The 13,591-nt window shown below is 55.7% G+C and carries 10 protein-coding genes; 3 read left to right on the top strand and 7 right to left on the bottom strand.

Features of this window, described 5'->3' with window-relative positions:
- Window positions 1–87: 87 nt before the first annotated feature.
- Complete coding sequence (locus B4B27_RS06610) at window positions 88–1,869, bottom strand: endo-1,4-beta-xylanase (protein WP_173382981.1); 1,782 nt, start codon at window positions 1,867–1,869, stop codon at window positions 88–90.
- A gap of 174 nt (window positions 1,870–2,043) precedes the next feature.
- Window positions 2,044–3,921 carry an endo-1,4-beta-xylanase gene (locus B4B27_RS06605; protein ID WP_290724901.1) on the bottom strand — a complete coding sequence of 626 codons (1,878 nt, stop codon included), beginning with the start codon at window positions 3,919–3,921 and terminating at the stop codon, window positions 2,044–2,046.
- A gap of 372 nt (window positions 3,922–4,293) precedes the next feature.
- On the opposite strand from B4B27_RS06605, the gene B4B27_RS06600 reads away from it, so the two are divergent.
- Entirely contained in the window at window positions 4,294–5,775 is a 1,482-nt protein-coding gene (locus tag B4B27_RS06600; protein ID WP_290724899.1) for a PHB depolymerase family esterase, read from the top strand.
- A gap of 26 nt (window positions 5,776–5,801) precedes the next feature.
- Here B4B27_RS06600 and B4B27_RS06595 read toward each other — a convergent pair whose 3' ends face one another.
- A complete protein-coding gene (locus B4B27_RS06595) occupies window positions 5,802–6,020 on the bottom strand; it encodes a hypothetical protein (RefSeq protein WP_173365236.1) in 219 nt (72 codons plus the stop codon).
- Between the two features lie 260 nt (window positions 6,021–6,280).
- On the opposite strand from B4B27_RS06595, the gene B4B27_RS06590 reads away from it, so the two are divergent.
- A complete protein-coding gene (locus tag B4B27_RS06590) occupies window positions 6,281–6,736 on the top strand; it encodes a hypothetical protein (protein WP_173365235.1) in 456 nt (151 codons plus the stop codon).
- A 6-nt stretch (window positions 6,737–6,742) separates the two neighbouring features.
- Here B4B27_RS06590 and dacB read toward each other — a convergent pair whose 3' ends face one another.
- Genes dacB through aroA form a run of 3 tightly spaced genes read right to left on the bottom strand, consistent with a single transcriptional unit; the run spans window position 6,743 to window position 11,843 of the window.
- A complete protein-coding gene (gene dacB, locus B4B27_RS06585) occupies window positions 6,743–8,884 on the bottom strand; it encodes a D-alanyl-D-alanine carboxypeptidase/D-alanyl-D-alanine endopeptidase (RefSeq protein ID WP_290724896.1) in 2,142 nt (713 codons plus the stop codon).
- A gap of 23 nt (window positions 8,885–8,907) precedes the next feature.
- A complete protein-coding gene (locus B4B27_RS06580) occupies window positions 8,908–10,503 on the bottom strand; it encodes an extracellular solute-binding protein (RefSeq protein ID WP_290724894.1) in 1,596 nt (531 codons plus the stop codon).
- Window positions 10,500–11,843 (bottom strand): 3-phosphoshikimate 1-carboxyvinyltransferase, encoded by a 1,344-nt coding sequence (gene aroA / locus B4B27_RS06575; RefSeq protein WP_290724892.1) that lies wholly within the window; start codon window positions 11,841–11,843, stop codon window positions 10,500–10,502. Before aroA ends, B4B27_RS06580 begins: the two co-directional genes overlap by 4 nt.
- Window positions 11,844–11,891: 48 nt before the next feature.
- On the opposite strand from aroA, the gene B4B27_RS06570 reads away from it, so the two are divergent.
- Window positions 11,892–12,638 carry an acyl-[acyl-carrier-protein] thioesterase gene (locus B4B27_RS06570; protein ID WP_290724890.1) on the top strand — a complete coding sequence of 249 codons (747 nt, stop codon included), beginning with the start codon at window positions 11,892–11,894 and terminating at the stop codon, window positions 12,636–12,638.
- On the opposite strand, the gene B4B27_RS06565 is transcribed toward B4B27_RS06570, so the two are convergent.
- Window positions 12,635–13,558, bottom strand: a complete 924-nt coding sequence (locus B4B27_RS06565) for a ComEC/Rec2 family competence protein (RefSeq protein WP_290724888.1) — start codon at window positions 13,556–13,558, stop codon at window positions 12,635–12,637. The genes B4B27_RS06570 and B4B27_RS06565 overlap by 4 nt on opposite strands.
- Window positions 13,559–13,591 lie beyond the last annotated feature (33 nt).

Raw genomic sequence — 13,591 nt, 5'->3', positions numbered from 1 at the left:
GGGAACAAGGCAAACGCATAAAGAAACGAATCCCGAAACTTTCGTTTCGGGACCCGTCTCTAAAATGCCAAACTTTCGGGTTTGCTATTAGCGGACCACGCGGACCTTCTGCATTGCGCCGGTAGCGCGGTTACGCAGCATGTACACGCCCGAGGACTTCACGTCGCTGGAGTTCTGGAGGATCTCCGCGGCCGCTTCGAATCCGTAAGCGCTCAGGACGCCCATGTTCACGCCGTGCATGTCGAACACGAAGTAATCCTGACGGCTGTTCGGGTCGTAGCTGACCTTCTGGGCGATAGCGTCCGGAGGAATTTCGCCGGCCTTCGTAATCTGGAACCAGTCGACATCGATATATCCCTTGGAAATTTCGAGAGTCAGGATCTGTTCGCCGGCATCGAGCTTGATGTTACCCTTGACCTGGTCGAAGGAAGTCCAGGAATCACCGGTAAATTCAAGCGTATCAGAAACAACCTTGTCGCCGACCTTGAACACGATGGAGCCAGTTCCGCTAGCAGCCACGTTTGCCGACACGACATAGTCGCCAGCCGAAGCCACGTTGATGGTGTATTCGAAGTAGTTTCCTGTCGGGTTGCAACCAAGAACAAGGCCGCCATTCTTTTCGCCAATCTTTACAGATGTACCCTTTCTATATTCCGTATTCCAGGAATCATCGCAATCGCCAGAAACGGAATAGGAGTTATTGCCCTTGCCCTTGCCCGGGATGTCGAAGTCTTCAGCTTCAATCTTGCCCGACAAGTCAAACGCCTTACCCTTGAACGGAGTCTGCGGTTCAGGTTCGACCGGCGTCAACTCGCCCGTCGGAAGGCCGGTATCGTTAGCGCCCTTGTTCGAAGCGAGGTATTCCTTCAACCAGGTCATAGCCGGACGGTCCTTGTTGTCCTTGATAATACCGGACGTACCATCATTCCATGTAGCGCCGTAGATATAGCCCCAGATGGTGATACCGGCAATATGTTCGTTCTCCATGAAGTAGGAAATCTGTTCGGAGTAGCACTTCTTCTGAACGTTATCATCGCTCGTGAAAATATCGTATTCACTGATGAACAGCGGAATCTCGGTCTTGTTCCAGATTTCTTCGATAGTGCTCTTGAGCGTATTGATGCTCAAGCAGGAGCCGCCACCGCCGGTACCGCCCTGGCCACCGCCCTGACTCATCATGTCATGGGCCTGCAGGCCGTAGGCATCCACCGGAGCACCGCCCTTCTTCAGCTTCTGAATGAGGTCGATACCTTCGTTCTTGTTCCACTGGACCGTGTTATAGTCGTTATAGATGAGGATCGCTTCCGGCCAACGTTCGCGGGCCATCTTGAACGCCGTCTGCACGAACTCGTAATTGCCGTTATCGCCGCCGAGAGCCGCGACAATGTTGTTGCCACCCTGCGAGCCGTAATTGGAATGGTACTTGCCACCCGCCTTGATGGCTTCGTTCACCACGTCGATCATTTCGAGTTCGGGGTAATGGTCCTTGACTGCATCCATCCAGGCGGTAATGGCCTTCTTGGTTTCGTCGGCACTAAGACCGTTCAGCCAGTTCGGATACTGGGAGCCCCAAACCAGGGCGTGGAACTTGAAGTGGCCACCGTTGTTCTTCGCCCAGTTAAATGCAGCATCACAACCGCCCCAGTTGTAACGGCCACGGGAGCCTTCAATGGAAGCCCACTTGCACTCGTTTTCGGCGGTAATCTGGTTCCACAACTGCGTAAAGTCGCTGCGGACCTGGCCGCGAGTCGTAATGTTGCCTACGAATTTTGCAGCACCATCGGCCAAGCCGGGTCCTGCAAAAGAGAGAGTGGACGCTGCAATAGCAAATACAGCGGCCCTTTTAGCCCTAGAGAGAATGTTTTTCATGTTACACACATCCTTTTTTGAAGTTTCCCCATTTTAAAATATCCTCAAAAAAGGGCGGCTTCCCCTACAAGTGAATATTTCCCATTGACAAAATGTCCATAACCTCCAAAGGCAGGTTCCGGAGAATCCCGGAATCTGCTCTTTTTTGTAAAATTTCGTTAATTTATTTGATTCTTACTTAATTACACGGACCTTCTGCATTTCGCCGGTGAAGCGATTGCGCAGCAGGTACACGCCCGAGGACTTCACGTCAACGGAGGAACGAAGGATCTCCCGAGCGCCTTCGAAGCCATAGGCGCTGAGGACACCCATGTTCACACCATGCATGTCGAACACGAAGTAATCCTGAAGGGCATTCGGGTCGTACTGGACCTTATGAGCGATGAACGTCGTGGAATCGTCAACAAACGGCTCATCCTTCACAATCGGTTCCGGGTCGGTCGCATCCTTGCCCTTCACGAAGGTGAAGTAGTCCACGTCGAACCAGGAACCGGTCACCGTCATGCGGAGGATATGCGTGCCGGCCGTGAGGGACACGTTAGCCTTGACCTTGTTGTAGTCGTCGTAGTTTTCTTCGCCCTGCTTGGCGGCCGGGACGCTGATGACATCGGTAATGGCCTTGCCGTCGAGGGACATCTGGAAGCTGGAGGTAGAACCGGCGGCAGCCACGGCTGCGAACATGGTGTAGTCGCCCGCTTCTTTTACGTTCACGGTGTATTCGAGCCAATCGCCTTCGCTGTTGTAGCCCACGATGATGCCGGTCGCCTTCTTGTAGAGGTCGACACCCGTCGTGTCCTTGCGGTAATCCTTCACGTCGCCGTGATTTTCGATATCGCTTTCGCTGTAAGAAACGTTGCTCACGCCATTGGTTTCGCCGACACCGGAAATATCAAAGTCTTCGGCTTCGATTTTGCCCGGGATGTCGAATGCAGAACCCTTGAACAACTTGCGCGGCACAGGTTCGACCGGAGTGAGCACACCCGTCTTGAGGCCAGTCGTGTTCACGCCCTTGTTCTTGGAGAGGTAATCCCTGAGCCAGCTCATGGCAGCGCGGTCCTGGCCATTCTTGACAATGCCGGAGCAGCCACTCGCAGTGCCGTTACAGTCGAGCCAAGTGCGACCATAAATGTAGCCCCAGATGGTAATGCCGGCAATGTGTTCGTTTTCCATGAAGTGAGAAATCTGTTCGGAGTAGCACTGCTTCTGGATATTGTCGTCGGTAGTTGCAATGTCGTATTCGCTGATGAACATCGGGGTCTGGGTCTTGTCCCAGATTTCCTTGGTAATGCTCTTGAGCGTATTGATGTTCAAGCAGACGCCGCCGCCACCGGTACCGCCCTGGCCACCGCCCTGGCTCATCATGTCGTGGGCCTGCAAACCATATGCGTCGACCGGAGCACCGTTTTTCTTGATGGTCTGGATAAGCTGAATGCCCTGATCCTTGTTCCACTGGACGGTGTTGTAGTCATTATAAATGAGGATAGCCTTCGGCCAACGTTCGCGCGCCATTTTGAAGGCCGTCGTCACGAAGGTGTAGTCACCATTGTTGTCGCCGCCAAGTGCCGGAATGATATTGTTGTTCTTGCCGTAAGGAGAATGATAGCTGTTGTTGCCCGTACGGATAGCCTCGTTCACCACGTCAATCATCTCGATTTCAGGGTAGTGTTCCTTAACAGCATCGAACCAGGCGGTAATCGCCTTCTTGGTTTCATCGACGCTGAGGCCGTTCAACCAACCCGGATACTGGGAGCCCCACACCAAAGCGTGGAACTTGAAGTGACCCCCGTTCTGCTTTGCCCAGTTATAGGCAGCATCGCAGGCACCCCAGTTGTAACGGCCACGAGTACCTTCGACGGAACCCCACTTACAGCCGTTTTCGGCCGTAGCTTGGTTCCAGAGCGCAGTAAAGTCTGAGCCGACACTATTACTCTGGGTAATGTTACCAATGAACTTTGCCGCGCCATCGGCCAAGCCGGGCCCTGCGAAAGAATACGCTGTTGCCGCAAGAGCGACAGCAGCAACCTTTGTTGCTGTTGAGAGAATATTTTTCATATCCACATCCCTTTTATGTTGATGTGGCAAGCACATCCCATGCAAGCCATGAATAAAACTATCTTGCGCACGGGCATAAATCTCACGGTCCGCCTACTATTCTATGGACAGTTTATCCACGGACAAAAGTTTACAGGGCGGCATTATCCAAATGTCCACAGGCGGTGAAAAAAGCCATTTTTAACGAAAATCGGGAGTTTTCCACCCATCAGAAAATGTCAACACGCGGAATCGCCTTTTTTTGCGAAATTTGCCATTACCAAAATGTCAACAAACAAAACTTTACACAGTGCACAAGCCCCGACCGACTATAAAAGGGTTTAAATTATGTTTCGGTAAGTATGTGGTGTTTGGGAAAAAAAGGAGTCAAAAATGCATTTTCCCAAACTTTTAGGCGTTGCTAGCGCAATAGCAATGTCGAGCAGCCTGGCTTTTGCCTGGAGTATCGACGGAGTGGTAAAATCCAAGGTCTCCGGCCGCTTGCTCGCCGGCGTAAAAATCAGCACCTTCAATTTCGGAGGTTTCGAAACCACCAGTGCCGAAGACGGCACGTTCAGCCTCAGCGGCGGAAGCGATGCGCTCGCCGGAGCCAAGGCCGCGGACATGTCAATCCACATGGAAGGCACGACCCTCACCCTCTACAACGTGTACGCGAATAAGCTCAAGGTATCCGTAATCAGCGCCCTGGGCAAGGTCCTCAAGGAAAGCAACCTTCAGACCGTCCAGGGAATCGTCACCCTAGACATGGGCAAACTTGCCCGCGGCACGAAGTTCATCCGCATCAGCGCGGACAGCCAGAACAGCACCTTCATGGTGAACGACAAGGGCGTCACCGCACTCAAGAAGGAAGGCGAAACACTGCCATCCCTCCAGTTCTCGCTTGACGGCTACGCCAACTTTGTCTACCAGATGCAGGCCGAAACCGAGACCGGCGTGACCATCGAGATGGTCCGTCCCTCGAGTTCAAGCTCCAGTGACAACAACCCGACCGTATCTTCTTCTTCCGAAAAGCAGGTCGTCTCTTCCAGCAGCAAGACTCCGGACGACACACCGGTCGATTGCTCCAGCAAGACGGCCAAGGCCGGCAAGCAGAACATGAGCGTGACGGTCGACGGCAAGAAGCGCACCTTCATTATGTACATCCCGGATTCCTACAAGGGCGACAAGCCGGTTCCCCTGTTTGTGGACTACCACCCGGTTATGGGTAGCGGCTCCGGTCAGTTCAACGACACGAAGTACAGGTCCCTTACGGAAAAAGAAGGCGTAATCTCGTTGTACCCCGATGGCACCAAGTCCGCGGACGCTAGCAAGATGGGCCCGGGCTGGAACGTGGGTCCCTGCTGCTCCGACGATGACGACGTCAAGTTCTCTCGCGAAATGATCGCTGCTGTCGAAGAAATCGCCTGCATCGACAAGAAGCGCGTGTACGCAGCCGGCTTCTCGATGGGTGGCGGCATGAGCAACCACGTGGCTTGCTTCATGTCCGATGTCTACGCCGCAGTCGCTCCTGCAGCTATGGACTTGAACAAGACCAACAGCGCCCAGTGCAACCCGACTCGTCCGATTTCCATCATCATGTTCCGTGGCACAAACGACCCGGTCTGCAAATACCAGGGTGGCGACAGTGGCTATGGTGACGGTCTGAACTTCTTGGGCGCCGAAGGTAACTTCAAGTTCTGGGCCCAAAAGAACGGCTGCACGGGCAGCCCGAGCAAGAACTCCAATGGTTGTGACGAATACTCCAACTGCCAGGATGGCACGAAGGTCGTGCTCTGCACCAAGCAGGGCGGCGGCCACGAACAGGGCGACGGCAACGTCGGTTGGCCGTTCCTGAAGCAGTTCACCCTCCCGTAACATTTTCGGATTAGATGTACTCTCTGCTAAATCCCTCGGTGCATGCCGGGGGATTTTTCATGGTGCCTGTGCAGCCACCTTTCGAAGGCGATTTCCCATTCTTCCTTCTTGTGCTTGACGAAAGGCTTTTCCTTGTGAAGATGCGCGAGCAAACAAACAAACGCAAGCGTCGCCACTGCAAACCCCGCGATGCAGCACAGCTTGATAACCTGCAGCATCAGACTACTGTCGTTAATCAGTTCCATTCTAACCCCAAGCAACCGCTTCGAAAATTTCCAAACCAACAGATTTTTTCGTCGCAGTCAGCGCCTTGTTTTCACAAGGGAAAATTGCCAACCTTGTTGAACAAACATCCTAAACCGCGCGCAAATATAAAATCAGCCCACTGGACTGTCAACGGGAAATGGCTCCGTCACAAAATAAAAATCATTTATTTTTCTTACTTCGGCAGAATCGGAAGGCTTTTTTTTTGTTATATATGAAACAATCTCGCACAGGAAAACACATGAATTCACGCCACGCAGAAGCAATCGCCCTGATCAAGCAACTTTCCCCGTTGCTGGACGAGGAGTCCGAAGTATTCCGTGAACTCGCCGTGTTCTTTGGGCACGATGCGAAAATCGAAGTCCACCGAGGAGACCTTTCAAAATTCCTGGGGCGCAAACGTCTCTACCGCGTCATCCGTCTTAAGGCAGAAAACTTCAAGGCCTGCGCCTACAGGCTCGTCGACGAGCATCCCGAAGCGATGGACGCGCTCGGCATGCTGCGCTACTACAAGGCAGCCTCCCCCATCCGCTGGGAAGAAATCGAGAACGCCGAAATAGCCCTTGGCAAGGAACTCACGATGGGAGCCTACGGCTGGGCGCCCGATGCGTGGACGGCATTCGAAAGCAGCGACTGCGCGGATTCGCCCGACAAGTACGAGATGGTCGCCATCCTCGCTTTCGATTTTGGCGACTAGGACAAGCTACTGCTTCACGAATTCGAAGAACGAGACACCGAGAGCTTTTTTCTTGGCGGTTTCGAGGTATTCGGCAAAAGGCAATTCCACTGTCTTTTTGAGAATCTGCGATGCATGCCGCAGCATGGGGACCTGCCCCGGCCTCAGCACGATGAATCCTGTATGGTAGGCGTCAATGATATCGAGCTTGCTGATGAAGGCGACTCCAAGCACAGTCAGGTCCCCTTCGTGCACGGCAGAGGCCCACGCCTTCGCCTTTTCGAGGGTCAGATAATTTATCTGCACCTGCGGCTCGGGGTCATCGAACTTGATCTTTTTAGACGCGAAGAACTTTTTCTTGGGCATAGTGCGCACGATTGTCGTATCTCCATTGATGCGGATTCCGCGGGAGAACTTGCCTTCGCCCACCCAGTCCGTAAGCAGGTAGTGCTTGCGGGTGCGGTAAGAAATTTTGCCATCGAAATAGCGGATGCGCTGCAGTACATTAAAGAGGGAATCCTCGTGGGATGCGTTCGCAAGGGCAAGCGCATGCTCCATGTATGTCACGCAATCGACAGAGTCCAGATAAACTAGCGGTTTTGGTTCGATAGGGTCGAACGTTCCTTCGCCCATGGGACCAATACGATAGGGAATCTTCAGGAGCATGCGGGAGAAGTATTCGAGCCGTTCATGAAAACCCGAAATTCCCTGCGCCGCAATCCACATGTCCTTCATCTTCATGTACGAAGCGTTGCCGGCGTTCGCCCAGCGGACAAGCGAAACCCAGATTGAATCCATCATGTCCTTGCAGTCGGCATCCTTGTTCTTGCCCGTCTCGTTCAAGTATAGCGCAACGGAAAGGGTATCGCCCATAGCGAATATGTAGCCCGCGAGCCCGTGGACCTCGCTGATGTAGCCCGTCTTGAACTTGGTAAGCCATGTTTCCTGCAGGTCCATCATGCGCTTGCTGCCCGAACCGATGCCCGGGCGCGCGAAACTGTTGATATAGAAGTCTCCCTTGGGGTGGCGCGCCATGGCGGCAAGCATCTGCGTTTCCGACGACGGCTTGATCTTGTTCTTGCTCGATAGTCCGCAGCCGTCGAACACGACAAAACCGCTGGTGTCGACGCCAATCTCGTTCAAGAACTTGGCCTCCATGGCCTTCGCCTTTTCGACATTTCCTTCGCCCGTCATGAAGGCGGCCATGTTACGGAACAGGGATTCGGCATGCAGGTTCTGGCTTTTCTGGTTGATTTCATCCATGACGCTCAGCAACGGCGCCGCGGAAAAACTGAACTGCTGGAGCTTGGCGCCCATGGGGGCGTCGGGAGCTTCGGCATAGCGGATGCCGCGCTTTTCAAAAGCGGTCAGGAGCGCCGCCTTGAAATATCCGATGGCGCCACGCACGGGCACGGTAATCTGCGTCGAATCCGACTCGATGTCGAATTCCCCTTCGAGCTTGACGACAGGTTTATCGGGATCCATCTCGCGTGTCCACTTGAGCTTCTGCTTGCGTTTGCGCTTGTTCCGGGGAGCCACTTTCGTGACGAGCTTGTTTTCGATCCGCACGTAGCCCACGTCCGGATGCACGCTCACCTGGACCAGGTCGCCTTCCTTCGCACCAGGCTTGATGCGTATCAGTGCGCAGTTGTCGTTGAACTGCAGCGGCGTGACCTCGGCCCCGTACCAGAAATCGTAAAAATCCTTGCGCCAGTGTTCCGGCTTCCACGGGCCGCTATAGTAGGAGGAATCCAGGTCGATGCGCCCCTGGATGAAGTCGATTCCGAGAGCCCTGATGGAATCGGCTACTGCATAGAACCAGTAAAGCGGATCCTTGTAGTAGCGCGCAGAGAGGTTCGGGTCGCCTTCGCCGCGTACGTTCAGCACGCCCCGGAAAGTGCCCCCCTGCATGTTCCCGTTGAGCGTCACCTTCGTTTCGGGAGCGTAGTCGAGCGGAAGCCAGTGGAGCGCCGTCGCCGTCGAGAGCGTCTTCATGGTGCTTGCCGGAGTAAAATACTCGTCTGCCTGGATATTCAGCAGTTCCTTGCCCGTACTCACGGAGCGCACGGAAAGTCCCAGCTTGGACCCCGGAAGCAACGAATCGACATAGACCTGAAAAGAATCCAACGGGATGTCTGCAAAGAGCGAAGACACAGACAACGTTATCAAAAATGCAATGTATCGAGCGAATCTCACCTGACGGATCTCCCGCCCGACCGGCGATTGCGGATAAACTTTACTAGCAGCCACACAAGCAGCGCAAAGATTGCAACCACGAGGATACAACCGACGACAAGCACCACACGCCACACGGGGAACGGAGGTTCCTGCGGTTCAAAGCTGAGATTCTCGGGCGTCACTTCCTCGATTTTTCCTGAAAGGACGCCCTCGATCCAAGGACGGGGCGCTCCAGCATCGACTCGCGGCGCGTTCCCGAGGACACTGTCGATTTGGCGGTCGGTTTCGAGAAGGAGCCCGGCCATTTCTCGGGCACGAGCAACGGGATCCGCCTCCCCGGAGAACATATTGCCCATGTTGTTGGAAAGGCCGATGAGCAGGTTTTCAATGGCGCCCCACTCCGGAATATTCGGGAAACTACGGCCATGTTCAAGATCGTTGATCAGCTGCGAATACCGGCGGTCCTGCATCCAGATACGCATGAGGCCGCGGTCCGAAGGAGGGAATCCGACGGAACGGCAGAACGCATCCAGGTTGTCGACCCGCAACAGGTAGGCAAGCAGGGATTCCGCCTTCTCAAATTTCAGGGAATCCGCATTCGAGGGGAGCGTGAGGTGGCTACCGCCCACGAACGTGGAGCGGCCCTGCGGGCCGGCAGGGAAAGGCACAATCATGATTCCGTCATCGGCAATAGCGGTGGAACGAAGCCCGCCCGCAGAAGCCGGATACTCCAGCTGGCGGATCAGTTCCGAGGTGCTGTAGTGGAGCAGCTGTTCCGAATGGACGAAGCGCGCAGCACTGCGTTCGGAATTGTCCTGCAGAGCGAACGGAGCAAGTTCCGTATCACCCAGAATTTTCGCATAGGTCGCCACGCCCTTCAAGGTGGCCGTATCGAGCAAGCCGCTCCTATAGCGCTGGCCATCCTTGACGATGAAATCCCCGCCCTGGTTCCAGACAAACGGAGCCATCATCTGGGGCCCGGTCCAGTCGTCCTTTCCGGGAAGCGAGAACGCGGCCACCGGTTTCATCTCCGTATTCTTGAGCCCGCCCCTGTTGATTTCGCGGAGCGCACCCATGAACTTCGGGAAATCCTCGATATCGGATTCCAGGATGCCGAGGCTGTGCCACAGCCACTCATTCACGAAAAGCGCGCGCACATCGAGGAACCACGGGAAGGCGTATATCCCGGGCCTGTCCGCAATATGGCCTGCGACGTAGGTCTGGGGGTAGAACCTTGACGAATCCATCTGCGCAAGCATGGAATCGAGGACGCGAATCTTGCCCGTCGCCGCGAAATGCGGGACCCATGTAGAACCAAGCTGCAACAGGTCTGGAGCGGAACCCGACGTATCCGAAAGCGCGCGGGAAATTTCGACAAAGGCCTCGCCCCAGTTGAGCACGCGAACCTTCACGGGAGTTCCCGTTTCGCGCTGGAACTTCTTCACTATCTTGTGGATGGACTTCTGCGAGCCGAGCCCGTTGTCCATCACCCAGAATTCAAGCGTATCGGCCCCGACCGGCCTGCCGATTACAGATTCGGCATGCACCGTGACGCAAAGCGACGTCGTGAGAAAAACAAAAGCAAGAAAATCCTTCAGCAGTTTACTCATTTGGCAAATTTCTCAAAGTCCTCGAAATACTGGGGGTAGGTCTTGTTCACGCAGGCGGGGTCCATGATCTTGACGGGGACTCCTCCAAGCGAGACGAGGCTGAAGCACATGGCCATGCGGTGGTCGTTGTAGGTCTCGATGGTCACCGGCTGCAATGTTTCGGGCGGCGTAATCGTTATGGAATCGTTCGATTCGCGGACCTCGGCCCCCACCTTGCGGAGCTCTGCCGCCATCGCAGCAATGCGGTCGGTCTCCTTCACGCGCCAGCTCGCGATTCCGCGGATTGTCGTAGGCGCATCGGCAAACAGCGCAAGGACAGCAAGCGTCATGGCGGCATCGGGAATCTCGATGGCGCTGTAATCGCCCAGGCTCTTGAGCTTGCCCTTCGGACCGACACACTCGATAAAGTCTTCTCCGTTCTCGGAGCCATAGCGGATATCGGCCCCCATATCCCGCAGGACCTCGGCGAACGCGACATCGCCCTGGATACTGTTCCTGCCCACGCCGAGCACCTTCACGTGGCCACCCGAAATAGCGGCGGCCGCAAGCGGATAGGAGGCGGAACTCGCATCGCCTTCGACAAAGAAATCGCCGGGGCTACTGAAGACTCCGTGGGGCACGTCAAATTCGTAGGGGTATCCGGCAGGCCATTCTACATTCAGCCCGAAACGCCTCATCACGGAAAGTGTCATCGCGACATAGGGTTCCGAAATCAGTTCGCCCTCGACGCGGATTTTCAGATGCGACTTGCAGTAGGGCGCGCAGATCAGGAGCGCCGTCAGGTACTGGCTCGAGATGTTGCCGCGGACGGAGACCTCCCCGCCTTCAAGGCCGTGCGCGCGAATCGTCACCGGAGGGTACCCTTCCGTTTCTACATACCTGATTTCGGCACCGAGAGTGCCGAGCGCATCGACCAGGTCGCGGATGGGACGCTCGCTCATGCGTTCCTCGCCGGAGAGGCAGAAAGTGCCACTGCCGAGAGTCAGTGCCGCGCAGAGCGAACGCATCGCCGTCCCGGCATTTCCCAGGTAAAGTTCGGCCTTCTTCTCGCCCGATGCATCCGCGGGGGCATCGATCGGGCCGCCGTTGCCGTAGACGGTCGCTTCCGAAAAATCTTCCGAAAATTCGATTTTCACGCCCAGCTTCTGGAGCGCTTCGCCCATGTAGCGCGTGTCATCGCTCCTGAGCAGGTTGTGCAGCCTTGTCGTTCCGCAGGCCAGCGCCGCAATCAAGAAGGCGCGATTCGTGATGCTCTTGGAACCGGGGACGCGGACGACGCCGCTAAAAGACTTAGAAGGCGGCAACAGCTTGTAAGAGGGACGGAACTGAAAATCTTCCATGCTTCAAAATTATAAATTATTGAAAGGAACAAGAAAGGAAGGTGCCCCATGGAACAGGAAATCACGACCAAGGACTTCGAAGTTCGCTTTTCGGACTGCGACCACCACAGCCGCCTCAAACTGTCGAACCTTTTCCTGTTCATGGAAGAGACCGCCATCGCCGATGCCGAAAGGAACGGATTCGGGCTCTGGAAAATGATGCAGGCGGGCTACACCACCGTCATCACGCGCATGAAAATCCGCATCCTGCACACGCCCGTCTGGGGCGAGAAGATTTCCGTATCGACATGGGCGAAGGATTTCTACAAGGACAAGGTCTGCCTCAAGGACTATTCCATCCTCGATTCACAGGGGCACTCCATCGCTCAGGCCACGTCGAGCTGGCTTCTGGTGAACCTCAAGACGGGGAAATCCGAGAACCCGGCCAACAGCCCCTTCCCCATCCCGCTTTTTCGCGGCAAGGATGCGCTTCCCGAAATGATGGAAATCCTGGATCCCGAAATCGAGCCCAAGGTCATCCGCACCGAAATCGCAAAATACAGCGACCTCGACATGAACAAGCACGTGAACCACTGCCGCTATGTCGACTGGGTCATGGATTCCCTTGACAAGGAAGAAATCAGGAGCCGCCGCATCCGTTCCATACAAATGAATTATGTCACGCAGGTGCCGCTCGGAGGCGAAGTAAATATCGTCCGGTTCAAGAACACGAACCACCACGCCTATATCTTCGGCATGAACGCGGGCGACATGACACAGTGCCACTTCCAAGCTCGCATCGGATTCCAGGACTAGTCACCGTCAGCGACAACCCCAAGACCGGGCCACAGTTCAAACCGCACGCTTCCGTCCCTGTCCGTACGGAAAAAACGCGCCGAGTCCCCGAGGACATATTCGAACTTACGGACAACCAAAGCGGAAGGATGGCCGTAGCGGTTTTTTTCGCCAACGCTCGCTACCGCATATTGCGGAGACACCCGAGCAAGGAAGGGAAGCGAGCTGCTCCCCGCAGAACCATGGTGCGCCACCTGCAGCAGGTCGGCCGAGAGCGTCGGGAACAGTTCCAGCAGGCGGCGCTCCCCCGCGGAATCCAGGTCTCCCGTCAAGAGGACCGTTCCTGCGCCATACTCCACGCGCACGACCACGCTTGCCGGATTCCCGCCCTCGCGCACGTAGGCGGATGGCCAGAGCACGTCGAATCGGGGAGCAGGTGCCGATTCCGGCATGTCGCCGCACAGGGCGAAGGACACCCCGCGCATCAGCGTATCGACGGGGATAGAGGCGCGACGCGCTATCGCTAGCACGCTGTCGCGTACGAACCCGCCCGACGTATCCGGCCCCACGAAGAGGTTCCGGACGTGGACTTTCGATCCGAACTCGAAGAACCCTCCGCCGTGGTCGCGGTGGTAATGGCTCACGAGCACCCATTCGAGCGAATCTATGCCGCGCGCACGCAGCGTGTCGGCGACTCCCGCGGAATCGGGCCCCGAGTCGTAGAGAGCATAGCGCCCCCCGCACTCCAGCAGCACCGCGAGGCCCTGCCCCACGTCCAGGACCGTCACGACAAGAGGCGAAGGAGGCGCCTCCCCCTCGCGGATAATTTCGGGCGAGCATCCCGCCACGAAAGTGAAAAGCAAAATGCCCATAGGTCCAAAGAACGTTCTGGGCAGGAACGGCAGGAAAAACCGGAATTTCAGGAAAAGAAAGTATCTCATACCTATAAAAACGATTTCGCGGCGAAAATGTGC

This window comes from Fibrobacter sp. UBA2449 (assembly GCF_002342555.1).
In the GTDB taxonomy this organism is placed as follows: Bacteria; Fibrobacterota; Fibrobacteria; order Fibrobacterales; family Fibrobacteraceae; genus Fibrobacter.
This window is presented reverse-complemented; position numbering and strand designations above follow the sequence as displayed.